Genomic DNA, 21,232 nt, shown 5'->3' on the forward strand with positions numbered 1-21,232 from the left:
AGATCCCAAACGGGCCTGCAGTCAAACTGAGATTATTTCTCTGTGAACTTCAACTCAATCCGGCGGTTTTGCGATCGGGCTTCGGCAGTATCGGCAGAATTGATTGGCTGATACTCCCCAAAACCATTGGCCGCCAAATGGTTGGGTGAAATGCCCAGGTTTTCAACCATGAACCGCACCACAGACAGCGCGCGCCCCTGGCTCAGCTCCCAATTGTCTGCGTATTTATAGTGACCAATCAGCGGTGAATTATCCGTGTGGCCGTCAACCCGGATGATCCAGTCGATCCCCGGTGGAATTTCATCAGCGATGCTGCGCAAAATGTTCGCCACTTTGGCAATTTCAATCTGGCCCTCTAGCGACAAATCTGCCCCCCCCGGCGGGAATAGCACTTCGGAGGAGAACACAAACCGGTCCCCTTCAATACGCACCCCCTGCTGGTTGCCCAACACATCCCGCAGACGGCCAAAGAACTCGGACCGATAGCGTTCCAGGTCTTCGGCTTTGGTCTCTGCATCTGCCGCCCGGCTGGCCAGTTCTATCGCCTCCGCTTCCAACCGTTTGCGTTCGGTTTCCTCTAGCAGGCGCCGCTTACGTTCTTCTGATGCCGCACGGGCCAGCGCCGAATTCAAATCTTTGCCAAGGTTTTGCAATTGCACCTGCTGCGCCACATCGCGTGCCTGACCGTCATCCAGCAAGGCCTGCAAACCACCCAGCTGCGTCCGGAGAGCCGCCACCTGTTGGTTTAACAACGCGGTTTGGCGCTGTGCCTCGGCGGACACTTCCTTTTCCCCAGCAAGTGCGCTTCGCGCCTGCGCCAGCAATGCAGCGCGCTCTTCGGCCAGCGACAACTGTTCCGCCGCGCTGGTTTCAGCAGCAGCTTGTTGGTTCAGGGCTGCCATCAAACGGCTTTGAAGAACCTCCTGGTCCGTTGCAGCCACCTGGGCTTTTTCCAATGCTTCCAGAGCAAGCAACAGCCGACTTTCTATCGCGGCGCGCTCTTCTTGTGTCGATGTTGCGGCCGACCGTACGGAGGCCAAATCAGCCTGAGCCTGATCCAACTGTGTTGCCAGCGCAGCCTCGGTACTCGCGGCTTCGGCCTGTACCAACGCCAATCGTTGCTGCAGTCCTTGCTGCTCTCTGTCAGCCGTTTCTTGCAAGGCGACAATCTGCGCTTCAAGCGTGGCGCGCACTGTGGCCTGTTCAATCTGTAACCGTTGCAGCTCGGCCTGATATTCGGATTGAGACTGAATATTGGCTGCCCGCTGACCCGCCAATTCTGCAGCCAGCGCATCGCGCGTTTGTGCCGCTTCGTTGCGTGCTTGGGTCAACTCAGCTGCCAGCCGTTCGCGGATCGCAGCGCTTTCGGTGCGGATCTGTCCGATTTCTGCATCAAGCGCTGTAACGCGCGCTTCCGAAGCTGTTTGCGCCACCTGCATCTGTGCCAACACTCGGGTTAATCGTTCCGCCAGCTCGTCTCGCTCGCGGGTTTGGGCCCGCGCGGCCTCGATCGCTGCCAAAGCTTCACCCAACTGGCTATCCAGCGCTTGCTTTGCCACATTTGCGGCCGCTAGCAGGGTTAATGTATCTTCCGCGTCTTGGCGTTGAGCCTCAAGTGCCAGCGTCATCGCCGTCAATTCGCTATCTGCATTGGCCAGCTTCAAACGCAAGGCTTCTGCGGCTGCGGCTTCGACCAAACGGGCGGCTTCTTCATCACTCAGCTGTTGCTGAAGCCCCGCCAGTTCTCTTGCGCTGGCCTCGCCCTGTTGTTCCAAACCAGCGATCAGTGCTTCCAGTGCCTCGCGCTTGGCCGCAGCCAAACGAGCAGCTTCGACCTGCGTATCTATTTCAGTGCGGCTCTGCGCCAGAGCCAGGTTCAGAGCCTCACGTTCCGACAACAATTCCGCACGGGCCGCTTCAAGCGCCTCCTGGTCGGCCTGCAAAGTCGCAATATTGGCATTAGCACGATCCTGGCTGGCCAGAAGCGTCGCCACCTGTGCCTCAAACGAGGTGATCTGCGCCGAAGCGTCAGCGAGTTCCGACGCTTGCTGATCGCGCTGGGAGGTCAACGAAGCAATGAGTGTCGCCTGTTCGCCCAGTTGATTTTGCGCTAGCTCCAAATCACTCTGCGTGGTGTTCAGAGTGGAACTCAACGCCCCCATACGGGCATTCAATTGGCTGTTGGCCCGCTCTTCCAGCCCCAGCGCATCGGCAAGCGCCCCAACTTCATTCGCCAGTGCATCTAGCTCGTTTTCTTGTCCCGAAATAGTGTCGCGCAGCACAAACTGAACAATCATAAAAATGGTCAGCAGGAACATCAGCACCAGCAACAACCCAGTCATCGCATCGACAAACCCTGGCCAGATCGAAGCCTGAAAACGTTGCCCGGTGCGCCTCGACAAAGACATGGATCAGGTCTCTCCGGAGTCAGGTGTCACTGCGGTACGGGCCCGGCCACGCGGACGAGCAAAGGTTTTAACCAGCAGATCGATGTCGCGACGCAGCTCCGCCATGCTTTCCTGACGGCCCGCCGAAATCTCTTCGAGGATACGCAACATCTGCACATCAATCGAGCGCAGACGCATACGGCTTTCTGCGTCAATACCGGCGTCACTCCCATACGAGCGCATCACCTCTGTCAGGGCCTCCTGACCCACGGCCACCCGCTCCAGAGAGGCCGCAATACTGTCATTCTGATCCTGACGGTCATTCATCGCGGTAATGCCGTTCACCAGCTCAACCAGCTTTTCATTGACCTGATCGCGGCCCTCGGCGGACTGCACAAACATCGCCTGCAGCGCATCCATCTGTTCGGCCATAGTGTCCAGCACCTCGGCCACCACCCCCGTTTCGCTGCCAGCACTTTCCTCACCCGACGAAAAGCTAACCCGTGTAAAGGTCGACAACCATTCCTCTAGCTCGCGGTAGAACCGGTTCTGACCATGCCCCGCAAACAACTCCAGCAGGCCGACGATCAACGATCCAGCCAACCCCAACAGCGACGACGCAAAGGCCGTGCCCATGCCCCCCAGTTGAGATTCAAGCCCTGTCATCAACCGTTTGAAAACAGCCAGGCTTTCTTCGCCCTCTTTTGGCGACAGGCTACGAATGGTTTCCACCACTGCTGGCACAGTTGTGGCCAACCCATAGAATGTTCCCAACAGCCCCAGAAAAATCAACAGGTTGACGATATAGCGCGTGATCTCGCGCTCTTCGTCAATGCGGTTGGCAACGGTATCCAGAATGGACCGGGTCGAGGATGATCCGAGCTGCATCCGCGCTGCGCGAGACCTGAGCATCGTGGCCAGTGGCGCCAAGAGCGACGGTGGCCGCACATCATCGCCGATATCGTCTGCTGCAAACCGTTCGATCCAACGCACCGATCCGATCAGCTGTACCACTTGCCAGAAACAGGCAAGGACACCAAAGACAAAAACCAGCAGAATGAAGCCGTTCAGCCAGGGATTGGCCTGAAACACCGGAAGCACACGCGGCAAGGCCACAAAAGCACCAAACCCAGACAGGCCCAGTGCGATCAACATCATCATGATTTGGCGGACCGGCTGCGAAAATTGCACTCGGGTCTCGCGGTCTGGCTGCGCCATACTTGGGTGTTCCTGAAACTTTATCTGCTCTCGTGGCCAAGCCTACAGGCTATCAATCCAAAGAGCCAAGGCTTTATGCGCTTAGGATGCGTACCCGGTTCGACAACCAGTCCAGATCAGCATCCCGAAGCCCAATCTCAGCCAAATGTGCTGCAGTGTTATACAGATACTCAGTATTTGGACCGCGGCCACCCACAGCGACTGCAATGATCTGCGCTTGGTCTTCCAAACTCATCCCGCCGCAATACTGCACGTGATGCGGATCAATAACATAGGTGACAGCAGTGACACACTCACCGCTCGCCAGATTGACTTCCAAATCGCGCTCAACATAGGCCGACGAAATCAACTCTCGTTCACGCAAGCCAGCCAGCGTTGCCTCTTCGTGCCCAGCTTCTACCGCCAGTGCCAACCCTGTGCAGTGTGTTTCTGCGTTTTCATCCAGCGCCAAAACCAATCCGGGATTTTCTTCGCTTCCGCGATGATGGATTGAACTCATGCAAAAGGACCGGGCATAGCCAGACAGGGTAGCCACCTCTTGCCGGGCCACCGGAAAGCCGGGATGCCACAGAAGCGATCCATATCCAAATACCCACATCGTCATTGCACTGGTCCTCACTGGTTTCGGGCCTATAAACAGCAAAACCTGCTAGGACAAAAGAGGTTGTTGATGCTGCGTTTGCTAAAAGTGCTTTTAGGGGCTTCTTTGCTATGGTCGTTGTACTGGTTTGCTGCGGGCTGGGGTCTGCGCAATAGCATCAGCACCTGGTTTGCAGAACAGCAACGCCAAGGCTGGCAAGCGGAATACTCATCCTTGGGCAGCGGTGGCTTCCCCACCCATCATGCAACCCGTATCACGTCACCAACGCTGGCCGACCCCGGCACCGGCACGGCCTGGCGCGCCGACTGGCTGGACGTTGACAGCCCCGCGATCTGGCCAGGTCGCCAGACCCTGCGTTTTGCGCCAACACCGCAACGGCTCTCTTACTTCGACCAAACGGCAGTAATCGAGGCCGCCAATATGCAGGCCCAATTGCATCTCGAACCTGGCCTAGCGCTAACACTTGAGGCGTTTGCACTTAGTTCAGATCACTGGCGTATCAGCACCGACGACGGCTCTCTGGCGGATGCGACCTCAATGCAATTGGGGATGGTACGAACCTCCTCACCACTCACTTATCGGGTCGAGTTTGTGGCCACTGAATTTTCCCCGGGTCCCAGTTTACGTCATTTGTTCGCAGCAACCGATGCCTTGCCCAGTAGTTTTGAAACTCTGGATCTGGACATGGAAGTGACCTTTGACACCAGCTGGAACCGGAGCGCGCTGGAACTGCGCCGCCCGCAGCCACGTCATATCAACCTGAAACTGGCTGATGCTCACTGGGGGGCGCTGCGACTAAAGGCTACTGGCGAACTGCAAGTGGACGAGCGGGGATCACCAACCGGGGTGATCGCCCTCAAGATCGAGAACTGGCGTGAGATGCTAAGTATGGCAGAGCAGGCTGGTGCCCTCCCGGCTTCCGCCCGCGATGGCATCGAGCGGGTACTTGCATTGTTTTCCGGCTTTGGCGGGAATTCAGGCGATCTCGACACACAACTGACTTTCCGCGATGGATATGTCTCGCTTGGCCCTATCCCTATTGGCGCAGCCCCAAGGTTGATCCTGCGCTGACACTTTGCCCCTGCCAGCCGCATCTACGGTTATCGGCAGTAAGAACCACTGCGATGGTTTGCGGTATCAAAGTGGAAATGGTCGCGGTGATACCGGTCGGCTTCGGGGCCCAATACGGTGCCAAAGGGACCACAGGCCGCTTTCCAGGCTTTACGCAAGCGTTTGCCATATCCCTTGTCACGCCACCCTTGCAGCACGGTTACCGTCTCGCCATTGGCCAGGGTAAAGCCAGAGATATCGATTGCCTTGCCCTTACCATGCTCCGAAATCCTAGCTCCGGGGCGGTTGTTACGGGTCCGACAGGCATAGTGGGCGGCCACGCGTAGGGTTTCGACCTTGTTTCTGCGAGGAAATGCGGGTTGCAACCCCTTGTCGACCCAACGGTTTAGCGCCTGTGCCGTTTCACAGGTCATCACCGAAGCCTGGCTGAGTGTCACCCCCGACACCGATCGAATTCGCACAGCGTTCGAAGCGCCACACCCGTTCAATTTTGCCGGAACAGCGCCAACCTCTTCACCCTGTATATCAAGATTGCCACAGACAGCGCCCTTACGACGTTGTCGGCGTTTGAACAGGGCTTGCTCTAACACACTGTCGGGTCGCAGGCTTGGGCGCAGCGATATCTCTGGTCCCAGAGATTGCAGATCTGCTGGCCGCGCAGCCACACTCAGGATCTGTTCCGATACTGGGCGAACAACCGGGCGTAACATCCCATTCAAGGGCACATCCACGCTTAGGGCTGCCATTTGCACGCTGGCAACAGGACGGGCCTCGGGGCGGAGCGAGCTTTCGGGAGAGACCGCAAAGGCTGCGCCTCCAGCGACCAGCGCAAGTATCAGCGCAACGGATCCAGAAACTGTGCTCATTTGTCCGTTCCTCCGGTTTGCCCCCCGGCCTGACCACGGCCAAAATCGGGGGCGTCAGTATCTTGACCTGCCTCGATGATGCCACGGCGAATAGCGCGGGTATGGGTGAAATAGTCATGCAGATGATCACCATCACCAGTTCGTATTGCCCGTTGCAGAGCAAACAATTCCTCGGTGAAGCGACCCAGTATTTCCAGTGTAGCCTCTTTGTTGGTCAGGAACACATCGCGCCACATGGTTGGGTCCGAAGCGGCAATCCGGGTAAAGTCACGAAAACCCGCAGCGGAATACTTGATCACTTCACTATCAGTCACCCGGCGCAGATCGTCGGCAACGCCAACCATGGTATAGGCAATCAGGTGCGGCGTATGGCTGGTCACCGCCAGCACCAGATCGTGGTGATCTGCGTCCATCTCATCAACGTTAGCCCCCATGCCCTGCCAAAGCCTACGCAGGCGATCCACTGCATCCCGGTCTGATCCTTCGACAGGGACCAACAGACACCAACGGTTGTCGAACAGTTCGGCAAAGCCGGATTCAGGTCCTGAATGCTCGGTTCCTGCCAGCGGGTGCGCGGGCACAAAGTGCACGCCTTCGGGCAGGTGCGGCAGGATAGCCTCGACCACATGGCCTTTGACTGATCCAACATCGGACAGTGTCGCGCCCGGTTTCAGAACCGGTGCAATCTGCTGCATAACCGGAGCCATGGCACCAACCGGCACACAAAGCACCACCAGATCAGCCCCTTCGACAGCCTCAGCTGCGCTTTCACAAACCCGGTCACACAGCCCAATGCGCCGTGCGGTTTCACGGGTTTCAGCGCTGCGGGCATAGCCTGTCACCTCGCCAGCCAACCCTGAGCGTTTGATCGCCCAAAACATCGAGGAGGCAATCAATCCCAGCCCAATCAGGGCGACGCGGTCATATACTGGTTGGGTCATTTAGCACCATTCTTAAAATCTTTCACCGCCTGCGCCAATTGTCGGCAGGCGGTCTCGTCACCGATGGTGATCCGCAGAGCTTCTGGCAGGTTATACCCAGCCACCCGGCGTACGATCAGCCCTTGTTTTTGGAGATATGTATCACAGGCCTCGGCCTCACCCTGACTGCCAAACCGTGCCAAAATGAAATTGGTGCAGGAAATATCCGACACCACGCCAACTTCGGCCAGTGCCTCAGCCAGCCAGCCTCGCCACTTAGCGTTTTCGGCCCGGCATTTGGCGACGTAATCCAGATCACAGATCGACGCCTCGGCCGCAGCCAGCGCCGTAGATGATACGTTGAAAGGTCCGCGCACCCGGTTCAGCACATCAATAATCGCCCTAGGGCCATACCCCCAGCCAATCCGAGCGCCGCCTAAGCCATACAGCTTGGAGAACGTCCGCGTCATCACGATGTTTGAGCGCGATGTAACCAGTGCAGCGCCAGCATCAAAACCTTCGACATATTCTGCATAGGCACCATCCAGCACCAGCAGCACCCCATCAGGTAGGCCATCAGCCAACCTGGCCACCTCGGCCTCGCTGACCATGGTGCCGGTAGGATTATTCGGGTTGGCAATGAACACCAGCCGGGTGCGGTCGGTACAGCCAGCCAGCAGCGCATCAACATCCGTCACCCGCTCGCGTTCTTTAACTTCAACCGGGGTTGCCCCAGCGGCCAATGCGCTGATGCGATACATCGAAAACCCGTGTTCCGTGTACAGAACCTCGTCGCCAGGTCCAGCATAACACTGGCAGAGAAAGGCAATGATTTCGTCACTGCCTGCGCCACAAATAATCTGATCCGGGTTCAGCCCATGAACCTCTCCGATCGCCTGACGCAGCGGCGCGTGATCCGAATTTGGGTATCGGTGCATCTGCGCTGCCGCAGCCTGCATTGCCTCAACCGCACGGGGGCTGGGGCCAAAAGGGTTTTCATTCGACGACAGCTTTACCACATTGCTGACCCCGGCCACATGAGCCGCACCACTCTGATAGATGGCGATGTCCATAATACCGGGCTGCGGTGTGATCTTGTTCATGTATAGGGCTCCTTGTCGGCACCCTAATAGCTTCCCCAGCGGACTTGGGGAAGCCGCAACATCACAGAGCCGGTTCAGACGCGGAAATCAGCGCGCCGGTTGCAGTTTTTAAGCTTCACCTCTGCCTTTTTGTATTAGAAATTTGCCTGTCAGCTGTTCGGCAAACTACCCAGCACCAGATTTCATGGTCTCAGTCGTTGCACCTGCGATGGCATTAACCTGTGCTGGCGTCATTCCTCTGGTGGCGGTCAGTTTGGCGGTGAGGTCCCCTTCGACCATGGCAAACGATGTCTGGGCCATAATACAAAGCTCCAACTGTTTAAAAACAGTGTTAGCTTGGCACAGAAATTCGCAGCAGTCTCCCTATGCGCGCATCACCAACGCGTGCTTCATGCTACAAGTGCTTTGAACCGGGCAGTGCTTTGATCGACCGAATATTGCTCGGCCATCTCTTCTGCGTTGCGGGACAACTCATTGACAGAGTCGATAACGTACTGCGCGGTCTCGTCACTCATCAGATACGAAAAGTTCAACCGCACCCAGCCCGGTTTGCGCATTTCCTTGCCGGCCTTCAGATCATCAAACAACTCGTCCGAGGCATCTTGGTCAATCTCAAGCAGGCGATGCGCATAGGGGCCAGCGCAGGCGCAACCACCGCGGGCCTGAATGCCGTAGATATCGCTAAGCATGCGTGTAAACAGCTGCTGATGTACCGGTGCCCCGGTTGAGCCGGTCACCAAGAAAGAGAAAATGGGCAAACGTGATGCCGTTGGATGCCCCAACAAGGTCAGATGAGGGTTATTAGCCCAGCTTTTCCGCGCCATGTTCGTGAAATGCTCTTCTTTGGCCTCGATCTCAGCCTGACCAACAGCCTCTTTGACCAAAAACACCAGTGCTGCACGAATGTCACCGATCACATTGGGCGTGCCGGCTTCTTCGCGTGCGGCCAGATCATTGCTGTATTCGTGAGACCAGGGCGATACAAAACTAACTGTACCACCTCCGGGCCAAGACGGGCAGCGGCGACGCACGACGTCTTGGTTGACGATCAAAACACCGGAGGCACCCGGCCCACCCGGAAACTTGTGCGGTGAAACCACCACCGCGTCTTTGCGGGCCGCACCATTGCCCCCCATATCGATTGGCAGATAGGGAGCGCCGCCCGCATAATCCCAAATCGACAAAGCCCCATGCGCGTGCAACAGCAGGCTAATCGGATCAGGGTCGGTCAAAATACCAGTCACATTTGATGCGGCTGAAAAGCTGCCTATTTTCAGATCACTGCTGGCATGCTCTTTAAGCGCCCGGTGCAAAGCATCTAGATCAATTCCACCATCGCGCGCTTCGGGGATTTCTACCACCTTGGCTTTGCTTTCGCGCCAGGGCAAAATGTTGGAATGATGTTCATAAGGCCCCAGAAAAACCACTGGGTCACTCGCCTCTTCAATCCCCAACAGACTGACCAAGCGGTTCAGACCGGCGGTTGCACCCGATCCGGCAAAAATTACTGTATCGTCCTGCGTTGCCCCCGTCACCCGAGCAATCTCTGCCCGAGCCTCGCGGCGCATACGGGTGACATAGGACCCGCAATACGAGGCTTCGGTGTGAGAGTTAGCATAATAGGGCAGCACCTTTTCGGCGACAAAATCCTCGACCTGGCGCAGCGCACGGCCCGACGCGACGTAGTCAGCATAGACCAAAGGAACATCCCCGTTCAGCCCCGGTATCATTACTCCGTCGCCAATCACCCCAGCCTGCAAGCTACCATCTTTAGTTGCGGTTTGGATTGATGTTTTGAAATCTGCGAGGGTCATTGCGCGCTCCTGTGTGCTACCCACAAAGATGAACGAAATTTTCCGCGAAAACTTCACCAATTTACAAGTAGATTTGCCTAAATGTGTGTCGTATGATCTCTTATGAGCAAAAATATAGATCAAATCGACAGATCCATTCTTCGCGCCCTGCAGCAGGACGCCAGCCTATCGCAACGCGATTTGGCGGAAACCGTTGGTCTGTCTCAAAACGCCTGCTGGCGACGCCTAAAGGTGCTGAACGAACGTGGGCTTCTGATGGGGTCAACGGCGCGCGTTGATCGCAAACAATTGGGATTGGATCTGGTGGTCTTTGTGATGCTGCGCACTCGCCACCATTCGGCCGAATGGCTGCAACATTTCCGCCGCCATGTGCTGACCATCCCTGAAGTGGTCGATTTTCATCGGATTGGGGGCGATTATGATTATCAGCTAAAGGTGGTGACTGAAGATATGGCTGGGTACGACCATGTCTACCAGCGGCTGATCGACGGCATCGAACTGGACAGCGTCACCTCGTATTTTGCAATGGAGTCCATCGCAGAAGGACGCCCGCTGCCCCTATAGGCCACGGGCGCTTTCAGTATTTACCGACCAAATGCCGAGTTTGGCATCCAAGTCACCCTGCCCCCCTTAGGGCCGCTGCGCATATGCAAGCATGAGGTCTTCATACGTTGGAAATAGAGGATCTTAACTGGGTACCACCCTGCCTTGGGAACTTCGACGTCAACAGCATAAGTTTCCTGACAGGTTTGGCGCCCATCGAATTTCCCGACAAGCTGTCCACCAATCACGGCGTGAAGACCGTCATTCGTCAAAAAATCGATGGTAAAGACACCAGGCCTATCAAATTTCACGTAGCCGCTAATGTCAGCAACCACTCGCTCGGATCGTTTTGAAGTGAGCGCTTTTTGCCCTGTGCTTGTGTCGCGATAATCCAACCCAGACAAAGGCGGACCAGCTTCGACCCGGTACTTAAGTGCGCTACGGGCCTGCGCAAGACTTTTTACATCACTTGGGTAGGCATAGCGGACGTTAAGGCCAGCCTTCACGCCCGAAGGCTGTGGACTTGCGGGGGTTAGTTTTAGTGGTGCCGCTGACAGCACACTCCCTGCAAACATGGCTACGACCGCAATTGCAGCAGTGAAGATTCTCTTCATATTGCACTCCCAAAAAATTCCGGAACTATTCTCAGCCCCTGTTGTCATCAGGATATTGTGCAAACCTCCTGTTTGACAATTAAATTCCAACAAATCCGCTGCGACAGCCACATTTGACCGACGCCCCCCCAAAAAACAGTGGACAGATACAACAAAAAAGGGCCGCCAAATTGGCAGCCCTTTGATCTGAATCCAGATGGAAAGCAGAATTAGTTTTTGGCGTAGAATTCCACGACCAGGTTTGGTTCCATAACAACAGGGTAAGGAACGTCGCCCAGGTTTGGTGTGCGCACGAAAGTGGCTGTAAACTTGGAGTGGTCGGTGTCCAGATAGTCTGGAACATCACGCTCTGGCAGCTGAGTAGCTTCCAGCAGAGCAGCCATTTGCTTGGACTTCTCACGTACTTCGATCACGTCGCCTTCTTTGACACGGTACGAAGGAATGTTGACGCGCTTGCCGTTTACCAGAACATGGCCGTGGTTGACGAACTGACGTGCAGCAAAAACTGTTGCAACGAACTTGGCGCGGTAAACTACTGCGTCCAGACGGCGCTCCAGCAGACCGATCAGGTTTTCACCGGTATCGCCTTTAACACGCTCAGCTTCGCCATAGATGCGACGGAACTGCTTTTCGGTCAGGTCGCCGTAGTAGCCTTTAAGCTTCTGCTTGGCGCGCAGCTGGATACCAAAGTCCGAAATTTTGCCCTTGCGGCGCTGACCGTGCTGGCCGGGGCCATATTCACGACGGTTTACTGGGGACTTAGGACGACCCCAGATGTTTTCGCCCATACGGCGATCAATTTTGTATTTGGCAGCTGTACGTTTAGTCACGGCTGATATCCTTCGTATAAATCGTGGCCCGGAATGGACCACTATGAAGGGCGTTGTCCTCTTGCCCGAAATCCGAAGGTCCCGAACATGACAGGGATCCCCTTGCGGGGCCCACCAACACCAATAGAGCGGCGCTTATATTGGGTTGGGGCGCAGTGTCAACACTGAGTCGACACTGCGCCCCCTCCTATTTACGAGGTAGGAGGTAATTGGAGAAGTTATGCAGCTTCATGCGCTAGAATGGCCGCCTCTGGCGCACTTAGATTGCGGCGGGCAAAGCCGCCGTAGGACAGCGGATCACAGTCAAGCCCCGGCAATAGCTGTATCAGCCGCAACCGATCACTGTCATCCAGCGCCGACAATGCGGCATTGGCAGGATGGAAACTCTCGGTTTCGACGCCATTTGCCCAAATCACCTGATGATCACTGAGCAAGAGATGCACATAGGTGACCTCACGCACCGCCAGATCCCTGATGATGGTCGACCCATTAATCAGGTCCCGCGCAGCCACCAGAACTTCGGACGTATTAAACAGGGACTGCACAGTTGAACCACGCACCAGCATCCGATGCTCGGGCGAAACCAAAAGCTCTTCTTCGGGGCGATCAATGCCCAGGGCTCCGGCCTTGATTCGCACCGGCCGCAGCTTGGGCATCACAAACAATCGCGCGCCAGACATTCTACGAGACCCGATCCACAGCACTTGCTGGGCACCATTGTCTCGGGTTTGAACCCACTCGCCTTCGCGCAGATTTTCTACCAAGCGTGGACCTTCAGGCGTTGCAATACGGGTGCCAGGGGTGAAGCAAATGACCCCTCCCTCAGCTGGCTGATCTGGCGCAGCAATACAGCCCATCGAATGATGCACCACCCAGAGATCAGTGTCGCGTGGAGGCAGTTCGTCAACAAACATCAGTAACGGCCGTTGATCGGGCCCCACTTCGATCAGTGTGACAGTATAGCTTTGCACACCGTTTGTGACGACAAAGCTGCTGTCCAGTAGAGGTTCATCAACCTCGACGGCCGCCACATCCGTACGGTGCTGCACCGCCGCCCCAACCAAGCGTCGCACGGATCGTGCCGCGCGACGACGAAGATCCGCCTCACCATTCGCCATATCCAGCCGCAACAGTTCCGTTGGCCCATCGACCCGCACAGCATCCCCATGCCAAGACCATGCGGCCCCAACATCCAGTGCATCCATCGGTGCGGCCGAAAGGCCGTCAATTTCTGTTTGTGACCAGGAGATGACAAACGTGCCTTTAAAGCCCGTTTTCATTTACCTGTATGCCTGCTCTTTTATTTTTTATTAGCGATTCGTTAACACAGCTTGACGCGTCTACAAAGATCAAAGTTTAACAACCAATTGCAGTGTCTTCTTAAAACATCAGTTCCAACTGAACCGACCCCAACAGCGAGCCATCTCCTTGGCTTCAAAACTCCCGGCCATAATGAGTTTCCCCTGAATGCTGTGCACTCGCTTTTGGCCCGTGTCCAACCAACCGATAACCCCACACTTTTTGCACAAATTTCGAGCAGCCACTGTTTATTTTGACCATCACCAAGACTAGCCTCAGGGTATTCATTGAGGAGCTTAATATGACCCAATTTTTCCGAAACACCGCCCTTGCCTGTTCATTATTGTCAGCAGCTGGTTCTGCCAACGCCGAAAGCCTGCAAGACATTGCGTCTTCCTTTGGGGCGGAAAAATCTGGCGTAGTTTATACTGCGCGCGACATTATCACGATGAATCCTAACCAGCCACGCGCACAGGCCGTTGCGGTGCTTGGCGACAAAATCGCCGCCGTTGGCAGTTTGGCTGAAATGTCCACATTGGCCAAACAACGCGGCTATACCATCGACACCCGCTTTGGCGACGATGTTTTGATCGCCGGGCTGATTGAACCGCATGTGCATCCAATCTTGACCGCACTCACGATGACCCAGACTGTGATCGCCATCGAGGATTGGGAGACCACCCGTGGCACCTCCCCCGCTGTGCGCGACCCCGAGACCTATCAGGCACGGCTGCAACAAGCGCTGACAGCCCATGACCCCAATGAGAATTTTGTTTCCTGGGGATACCATCACTATTTTCATGGCCCGATGTCGCGCGCGATGCTGGATGAACTGGCCCCCGATTTTCCGGTGATTATCTGGCACCGGTCTGCCCATGAGGTATTTCTCAATTCGGTGGCAATGGAAAAATTTGGCATCAATACCGGCCTGGTCGAGACCCTGCCCGAATCCGCTCAAGCACAAACGGATTTAGAAAACGGCCACCTTTATGAATCCGGGTTCTTTTTGCTGCTCGGTTCACTGGCCCCGGCAATGGCATCGACAGAGCTGTTGATCGAGGGATTGGAATTCAGCGAAGACTATTATTTGCGTAATGGGATCACCTTGGCTGCTGAACCCGGCGGTGTCGTCTCACAACCGCTACAGCAGGTCGTCAATAGTGTTTATGGTGACGATCTCACCCCTTTCAATCACTACTTCATTCCGGATGGCAAAACCTTTGCTGTCAATTTTTTGGAACAAAACGGTGCGGCCCGGATGGTCGAAGAAACCCGTGCAGTGCTGGACTGGGGTGAAGGGCGCTCGCGGTTTCTACCCCAGCAGGTCAAACTGTTTATCGATGGCGCCATCTACAGCCAATTGATGCAAATGAAAGACGGTTACACAGATGGTCACCACGGCGAGTGGATCATGCCACCTGAACTGTATAGCAAAGCCTTCCAAGCCTATTGGGACTCTGGTTATCAGATCTCGATCCACGTCAACGGTGACGGAGGCATGGATGTACTGCTCGACAATCTAGAGACTGCCCAAGCCCGCAACCCTCGCTTTGGCCACCGAACCGTCATCGTACATTTTGGTGTCGCAACACCGGAACAGGTACAACGTGCCGCCGACCTGGGCGCTATTGTCAGTGCCAATCCCTATTATGTCACCGCGCTTGCCGGACGATACGCTGAATTCGGGCTTGGACCAGAACGCGCCAATCGTATGGTTCCCCTAAAAGAAGCCGCTGACGCCGGGATGCCGATTTCGTTTCACTCAGACATGCCAATGGCCGCAGCCTCTCCGCTGCTGCTGATGTGGTCGGCCGTCAATCGCATCACCGCCGAGGGCACCGTCGCCGGGCCCGAACTGCGCGTTGACCTTGAAACCGCATTGAAAGCTGTCACCCTCGACGCGGCCTATACTTTGCAAATGGAAGATGAGATCGGATCTATTGAGGTCGGCAAGCTGGCCAACCTGACAGTCCTGGAACAAAACCCCTACGAAGTAGACCTCATGGCGCTGAAGGACATTCCGGTCTGGGGCACCATTTTTGAGGGCCGCGTGCAGCAGGCGCCTAACGCCCCTGACCAAGAAGCATTCCTGACGCTACCAACTGCGATCGACTATGCTGAGAAAGATATCACGCCTGCGACAGACAACCCGGACCTGAACCAGATGCGCTGTATCGCTGACGGCCAGTGCCCTGACGATGGTCATGACCATGGCGAACTGCGGCGCGCGCTAAGCAAAGTTGTGATTTCCCAGCTCGGCGGCTGAGTCACACGCCGAAGGCCCGGTAAGGTTAAACTGACCGGGCTTCATTGGTCTCAGGTTTTGGAAATGCCAGCCATCCGGGCCAGAACATCAACGCCCTGCTGCTTCCAGAAATGCAGCAGGTCGATAAAAATCCAGTTCTCAGCGAGCTTACCCCCTGCGCGGCGATAGATATCAATCACACGAAACTCTCCGGCCTTTTGCGTTGCAGGCATTCCCATAAACCCGCCTGACGGCACAGCTGTGAAATTTGGCCAACCAAAGAACCCGCCATAGTGACCCTCAGCCATTCGGCAGATATGATTGGTCTTGGATCGCTCGGTAAACGAAGCGCGAAACGGGCCTGAATGTTGCTTGGCATAACGCTCGATTGTGTAGGTGGCTCCGATCCCTGCTGGGCCCCACCAGATCATATCGTCACACCAAGTTTGCGCCAGCTCCTGCTCCAGCGTCAATTCACTGTCCCATTGGCCCAAATCCGATATCATCGCATTAATCGCCACCAGGGTTTTCTCCCCCTCCTCGACCGGCTGCGCATCAAACAACAGCCCATCGTGCGTCGCGGGCCCCGGCTGCACCAGATGCGCTGCGGTCTGCGGCGGGAATGGTTGTAACCCTGCCTGCATCATCAGATGCGGGATATCAAAATACATGGCCGTTTCTGCAATTTTACCCTCCACAACCTTGTGAAAGGCGCAGTAACGCAGAAACGCCATTTTTCCGGTGGGCTGAATGCCAAGCCAGGGCTGATCAAACAGCCCCATCAAATGCCCCATCGAACTTACCCAGACGCCGTCATCAGCATCAAACATGTTGGCGCCGGCCATGAAAACATCCATCCGCCGCTGCAGCCGTGTCAGACTTTGGTGAAGCGGGACCCAGAATTGCTCTGCCACTGCCTCGGGGCCTCGAATTTGATCAAAGGGATGGAACCCTCGCCATAATAAGTCTGGCGCGCAATATTTGCTCATAACACCCGAAAGTGCGTCGTCGTTGGCGCTATTTAGCGATGCGTAGAAGTCGCGTACCACCTGTTTCTCGGCCTGAAAGCTGATCATAAGTTTTCCGATGTTCCCAATATTCGCGATTTTTGCAGCAAAATGAATCACCTGCTCCGGCATCTTTGCATACGTATGCAAAAAAGTCTTGCCTGATGTATCTTTTGTCGGCTAACGTTTTTGCAAGCGTATGCAAATTGATTCCACCGGGGGACAAATGGCTGAAATTCAACTGCGAAATGTAGGTAAGCGCTGGGGATCCTTTGTCGGGGTCGAAAACTTTGACCTGACCATCGCCGACAAAGAGTTCCTTGTTCTTCTTGGCCCATCAGGATGCGGCAAGACGACGACAATGCGTATGATCGCCGGGCTGGAAGACGCTTCGGAAGGGGAAATCCTGATCGACGGGAAAACCGTCAACGATCTAGAACCCAAAGACCGGGATGTCGCAATGGTATTCCAGAGCTACGCGCTTTACCCAAACATGAACGTCTATGAGAACATCCGTTTCCCGCTCAAGGTTCGTGGCGTAGACAGCTCTACCCACGATCAAAAAGTACGTCGTGCCAGCGCCATGGTGGAACTGGATGACTTTCTGCATCGCAAACCTGCAGAACTGTCCGGCGGTCAGCGCCAGCGTGTGGCATTGGCGCGCGCCATTGTGCGGGAACCAAATGTTTTCCTAATGGACGAACCACTGTCGAACCTCGACGCCAAACTGCGTGTCTCAACCCGTGCGCAGATCAAAAACCTATCCCATGAACTGGCTGTTACGACGATCTATGTGACCCACGACCAAATCGAAGCCATGACCTTGGCCGACCGTGTTGTAGTGATGAAAAAGGGCGTGGTGCAGCAGGTTGGCAGTCCAACAGACATCTACGACACGCCAGCAAATACCTTTGTTGCCAGCTTTATTGGCAACCCCGCGATGAACCTTATGGAAGGTGAAATCGCAAATGGCACCTTCCGTACCAACCTTGTCGAGATCACCGGTCTGGCGGCCCCTGATGGTCCTCTAACACTTGGCTTTCGCGCCGAAGATGCGTCCCTTGCGGCAGACGGCAGCGGACAGATCAACGCGCCAATCTACACAATGGAGCTGTTAGGCGACGCCACAATGATATCGGTCCGTGTTGGTGGGGCACTTGTCTCAGTTAAAGCCGACAAAAATTTCCGCGCCGAGATTGGTGACATGGTGTCCATCACTGTGCCGCCTGAAATCTGCCACCTGTTCGACGGTCAAACGGGTGAGCGGATTAAGACCTGAACACATCAAGTCCTCAAGCGAAACCCTTGGGGCATTCAAGGTGCACATGGGGAGTGTGCATCCAAACTCGCGAAAACAGGGAGAACAACATGTTTCTTAGAAAAATCGCCGCTACAACAGCCTTTATGGGATTGATGGGCTCGGCAGCATTTGCTGCTGGCTGTGGTCCCGAAGGCCAATCCATCCGAATTCTCGCCAGTGATTTTCCGGCAATCCATGCCGTTGTTGGCACAGCTCAGGCCAACTGCGGCACAGCTGCGGCCGAATTCAAGCCCAATCACACCACCGAAGCGCGTCAGATCATGAACGCGGCGCTCACACCGAACCCGGCGGAATATACTTCTGTTATTGTCGCCAACTCGACACTGACCCAGCTGATGAACGATGGCCTTGTCCGTCCGCTGAACGATTTGGTTGAAAAATACGGTGAACACATCAAACCCAGCCAGTTGATCACCATTGATGGTCAGGTGATGGCCATTGCCTTCATGGCAAATTCACAGCACCTCTTTGCCCGCAAGGACGTGCTTGAAAAGGTGGGCGTCAGCGCCGTTCCTGCCACTTACGAAGAAGTCCTGACAGCAGCAGAAAAAATCCGCGCTGCCGGAATCATGGATTACCCAGTCACTATGAACATGAAGATGGGTTGGAACATCGGAGAGATGTTCAACATGGTCTATCTCGGACACGGTGGTGATCTGTTCAAGCCAGGCTCAGCCGAGCCCAACGTGAACAACGAACAAGGCATCGCAACACTGAACATGCTGAAGTCGCTGATGGAATATGCCAACCCTGATATTCTGACCTATGCCTCGAACGAGACACAAGGCGCTTGGGAAGCGGGTGAGGCCTCGCTGGGGATCATGTGGGGATCACGCGGCAACCCAATCCTTGACGATGAAGGTTCAACCAAAGAGATCACCTCCAACACCGTGTTGGCTGCTGCGCCAACCGTTGCAGGTGGCTCGATCCCATCCGCAACCCTCTGGTGGGATGGCATCACCATCGCAGCAAATGTCTCGGATGAAGAAGCCGAAGCGACCTTTGCAGCCCTTGTCAGTGCTCTGAACCCGGAAATGGTCGCCGCACACAATGACGACGCAGTTTGGCTGCTTGACGGCTTCAAGCCCGGACCTGCTGCAGCCGGTGTTGCCGCAACAGCTCAGGGCGGTGCCAAGCCTTATCCAATGATCCCTTACATCGGCATCATGCATGGCGCACTGGGCGCTGAGCTGTCCGATTTCCTAAAAGGATCCGAAAGCGCGGAACAGGCCTTGGCAGATGTCGAAGCGGCTTATGTCACAGCTGCCAAGGAAGCTGGCTTCCTCAAATAATCCATCAAGAAAAGAGAGGGCTCCTCAAAGCCCTCTCCCTTCCTCTCCTTTCGATTTCTGACCGGGACGACTGCAATGAAGCATCGCACATTTCTCTGGTTCATCCTGCCGACGCTCTCCGCGATGATCTTGTTCATTGCGTTGCCCATTGTTTCGGTCTTTATCCAGTCGCTCCATGTTGGGCATGAACAAGTTATTGTTGTCTCGGAAAGCTGCGGACCATTTGGATGCACACCCACAACATCGATTGATCTCGAAGCCACGGCCAAGCTTCAGGAAGAGCAGCCACTCGGCAAGTTCAATGGGCTGGCGACATATACAAACCGCTCACACCTTGCCTTTCAGGAACTGGCTGAGGCCTGGCGGACAACACAGACTTTTGGTGAGTTCTGGGACCAGGTTTTTAACCTGCCCTTCTACCGCGCCCTGATCTTTACATTGACCTATACGGCTGTGGTTACGCCCATGGTTATTGTGCTCGGCCTAGCGATTGCGGTCGGCGTCAATAACCTGCCAAAATTCCTCAAGGGACCGTCAATCTTCATATCACTCTTGCCGTTCCTGGTGACGCCTTTGGTTGGTTCACTAATCCTATACTGGATGGTCGATGCAGATGGCGTCATCGGTGCAACATTGCAGCGTATCTTTGACGATCCCTCACTCAGCCTAAAGGCATCAACTGCACTCACCTGGGTCATGCTGATTGTTTATGGCGTCTGGCACATGCTGCCCTTCAGCTTCATCACCTTTTACGCCGGGCTTCAGACCGTTCCCGAAGATACAATGGAAGCTGCCCAGATAGATGGTGCAAGCAAGTGGCAGAGCTTGATCCATGTGATCGTGCCGCATCTGGCGCCGCTCATGTCCTTTGTGACGCTGATGATGCTGATGGACAATTTCCGCGTCTTCGAACCGATCGTAAGTTTTTCGGCCGAGGCCCATGCGACGTCGCTCAGCTGGATCATTTTTAACGACCTGCGCGAAAGTGGTAATCCGCTCTACGGATCCGCCGGTGCGACCTCGATACTGACTGTTATCGGTGTTGTCATACTGCTGACCCCTGTGCTGATCCGCACCTGGCGCGACTTCAACCGTAAATCTCACTGAGGAGGCGATCATGGCGACCAAAGCACAAAACCGCATTACACCGCTCACCATAATCTCCTTCGCACTGGTGGCGATCTGGCTGATCATTGCAGCCTTCCCATTCCTCTGGACGCTCTGGGGATCGTTCAAGGTCCAATCCGACTTCTTCTCCAAGGCGGACTGGCGCAATGCCTTTTATGGCATCAATACAATCAAAGAAACCGGCAGCGCCTTTACAGGCGCAGGGTACCACGGTGCTTGGATCCAAGAAGAGTTTTGGAAAAACGTGATGAATACCGGCATCGTGGTCTTCTTCACCGTGGTGATCTCGCTCACCTTCGGCACCCTCGGCGGCTACGCATTGGCCCGCTCGGGTTTCCGCTATGCCTTCTGGATCCTGATGGCTGCACTAGTGTTTCGTGCCATGCCGCATATCACCCTGGTTTCAGGCTACATGCTGCCCTTTTTCGAATGGAACATCTGGGGGCTTTTGCCCACCACAATTATTGTTCTGGTAGCGATCAATCAGCCGTTCACCCTGTGGATGCTGCACTCGTTCTTCCTCAACATTCCCAAGGACATGGATGAAAGCGCCATGGTCGACGGCTGCACCCGTTTCCAAGCCTTCCGCCATGTTATCATTCCAGTGATGTGGCCCGGCGTTGTCACCACGGGACTGTTTTCCTTTCTGCTGGCCTATAACGACTTTGCCGTCACTTCGATGCTGCTCAGCGCCGAGAACGAGACGATGGTTCCGGCCATCGCCAGCTTCCTTGGCACCACTCAGGTCCAAGGCAATGTGATGTTTGCTGTTGCCGCAGTGGTTTCAGCAACCGCACCCCTCTTCATACTGATCCTGTTCTTCCAACGCCAGATCGTCAGCGGCCTGACCGCCGGCGCGGTGAAGGGCTGATGAGCAAATCTGCACGCCATAACGCTGTTGGGCGCCACCCGGCGCTGAACAGGATGCCAAGGGACTTTCTGACCGCCGACTAATTCTCCCCGTTTGCCCAGA

General features: G+C 55.5%; 19 protein-coding genes. 7 read left to right on the forward strand and 12 right to left on the reverse strand.

From position 1 onward, the window contains the following. Positions 1–32: 32 nt before the first annotated feature. The 3 genes from GO984_RS17265 to GO984_RS17275 form a co-directional block, all read right to left on the reverse strand. Positions 33–2,408, reverse strand: coding sequence for a peptidoglycan -binding protein (locus GO984_RS17265; RefSeq protein ID WP_157023856.1), 2,376 nt, complete (start codon positions 2,406–2,408; stop codon positions 33–35). 3 nt (positions 2,409–2,411) lie between these two features. Beyond that, positions 2,412–3,605, reverse strand: coding sequence for a biopolymer transporter ExbB (locus GO984_RS17270; protein ID WP_157023857.1), 1,194 nt, complete (start codon positions 3,603–3,605; stop codon positions 2,412–2,414). Positions 3,606–3,678: 73 nt separating this feature from the next. Beyond that, positions 3,679–4,209, reverse strand: a complete 531-nt coding sequence (locus GO984_RS17275) for a gamma-glutamylcyclotransferase (RefSeq protein WP_157023858.1) — start codon at positions 4,207–4,209, stop codon at positions 3,679–3,681. Positions 4,210–4,275: 66 nt separating this feature from the next. Between GO984_RS17275 and GO984_RS17280 the strand changes: the two genes are divergently transcribed. Next, positions 4,276–5,277, forward strand: coding sequence for a DUF2125 domain-containing protein (locus tag GO984_RS17280; RefSeq protein ID WP_209279433.1), 1,002 nt, complete (start codon positions 4,276–4,278; stop codon positions 5,275–5,277). Positions 5,278–5,306: 29 nt separating this feature from the next. Here GO984_RS17280 and GO984_RS17285 read toward each other — a convergent pair whose 3' ends face one another. The 5 genes from GO984_RS17285 to GO984_RS17300 form a co-directional block, all read right to left on the reverse strand. Then, a complete protein-coding gene (locus GO984_RS17285; protein WP_157023859.1) occupies positions 5,307–6,143 on the reverse strand; it encodes an extensin-like domain-containing protein in 837 nt (278 codons plus the stop codon). Continuing rightward, entirely contained in the window at positions 6,140–7,084 is a 945-nt protein-coding gene (locus tag GO984_RS17290; RefSeq protein WP_138164667.1) for a prephenate/arogenate dehydrogenase family protein, read from the reverse strand. Before GO984_RS17290 ends, GO984_RS17285 begins: the two co-directional genes overlap by 4 nt. Next, complete coding sequence (gene hisC, locus GO984_RS17295; protein ID WP_157023860.1) at positions 7,081–8,166, reverse strand: histidinol-phosphate transaminase; 1,086 nt, start codon at positions 8,164–8,166, stop codon at positions 7,081–7,083. Before hisC ends, GO984_RS17290 begins: the two co-directional genes overlap by 4 nt. Before the next feature lie 165 nt (positions 8,167–8,331). Beyond that, complete coding sequence (locus GO984_RS23855) at positions 8,332–8,466, reverse strand: hypothetical protein (protein ID WP_280818114.1); 135 nt, start codon at positions 8,464–8,466, stop codon at positions 8,332–8,334. Between the two features lie 89 nt (positions 8,467–8,555). Further along, positions 8,556–9,980, reverse strand: a complete 1,425-nt coding sequence (locus tag GO984_RS17300; protein WP_157023861.1) for an aminotransferase class V-fold PLP-dependent enzyme — start codon at positions 9,978–9,980, stop codon at positions 8,556–8,558. A gap of 102 nt (positions 9,981–10,082) precedes the next feature. Between GO984_RS17300 and GO984_RS17305 the strand changes: the two genes are divergently transcribed. After that, positions 10,083–10,544, forward strand: a complete 462-nt coding sequence (locus GO984_RS17305; protein ID WP_157023862.1) for an Lrp/AsnC family transcriptional regulator — start codon at positions 10,083–10,085, stop codon at positions 10,542–10,544. Positions 10,545–10,564: 20 nt separating this feature from the next. Here GO984_RS17305 and GO984_RS17310 read toward each other — a convergent pair whose 3' ends face one another. From GO984_RS17310 to GO984_RS17320, 3 genes are all read right to left on the reverse strand, one after another. Then, the gene (locus GO984_RS17310; protein WP_157023863.1) at positions 10,565–11,137 is read right to left on the reverse strand and encodes a PA14 domain-containing protein; all 573 of its coding nucleotides are present in this window, start codon (positions 11,135–11,137) and stop codon (positions 10,565–10,567) included. A 209-nt stretch (positions 11,138–11,346) separates the two neighbouring features. Then, positions 11,347–11,967 carry a 30S ribosomal protein S4 gene (gene rpsD, locus GO984_RS17315; RefSeq protein ID WP_138164673.1) on the reverse strand — a complete coding sequence of 207 codons (621 nt, stop codon included), beginning with the start codon at positions 11,965–11,967 and terminating at the stop codon, positions 11,347–11,349. Positions 11,968–12,185: 218 nt separating this feature from the next. Next, a complete protein-coding gene (locus tag GO984_RS17320) occupies positions 12,186–13,247 on the reverse strand; it encodes a Hint domain-containing protein (protein ID WP_157023864.1) in 1,062 nt (353 codons plus the stop codon). A gap of 320 nt (positions 13,248–13,567) precedes the next feature. Here GO984_RS17320 and GO984_RS17325 point away from each other — a divergent pair, with 320 nt between their 5' ends. Continuing rightward, a complete protein-coding gene (locus GO984_RS17325) occupies positions 13,568–15,532 on the forward strand; it encodes an amidohydrolase (RefSeq protein WP_157023865.1) in 1,965 nt (654 codons plus the stop codon). 50 nt (positions 15,533–15,582) lie between these two features. Here GO984_RS17325 and GO984_RS17330 read toward each other — a convergent pair whose 3' ends face one another. Continuing rightward, on the reverse strand, positions 15,583–16,587 hold the full coding sequence (locus GO984_RS17330; protein ID WP_157023866.1) for a nuclear transport factor 2 family protein: 1,005 nt from the start codon (positions 16,585–16,587) through the stop codon (positions 15,583–15,585). Positions 16,588–16,744: 157 nt separating this feature from the next. Between GO984_RS17330 and GO984_RS17335 the strand changes: the two genes are divergently transcribed. From GO984_RS17335 to GO984_RS17350, 4 genes are all read left to right on the forward strand, one after another. Further along, entirely contained in the window at positions 16,745–17,797 is a 1,053-nt protein-coding gene (locus GO984_RS17335; RefSeq protein ID WP_157023867.1) for an ABC transporter ATP-binding protein, read from the forward strand. 89 nt (positions 17,798–17,886) lie between these two features. Next, on the forward strand, positions 17,887–19,131 hold the full coding sequence (locus GO984_RS17340) for an ABC transporter substrate-binding protein (protein ID WP_157023868.1): 1,245 nt from the start codon (positions 17,887–17,889) through the stop codon (positions 19,129–19,131). Positions 19,132–19,206: 75 nt separating this feature from the next. After that, a complete protein-coding gene (locus GO984_RS17345) occupies positions 19,207–20,238 on the forward strand; it encodes a carbohydrate ABC transporter permease (RefSeq protein ID WP_157023869.1) in 1,032 nt (343 codons plus the stop codon). Between the two features lie 10 nt (positions 20,239–20,248). Further along, a complete protein-coding gene (locus GO984_RS17350) occupies positions 20,249–21,130 on the forward strand; it encodes a carbohydrate ABC transporter permease (protein ID WP_157023870.1) in 882 nt (293 codons plus the stop codon). Positions 21,131–21,232: the final 102 nt, after the last annotated feature.

The organism is Parasedimentitalea huanghaiensis (assembly GCF_009753675.1).
Taxonomy (GTDB): Bacteria; Pseudomonadota; Alphaproteobacteria; order Rhodobacterales; family Rhodobacteraceae; genus Parasedimentitalea; species Parasedimentitalea huanghaiensis.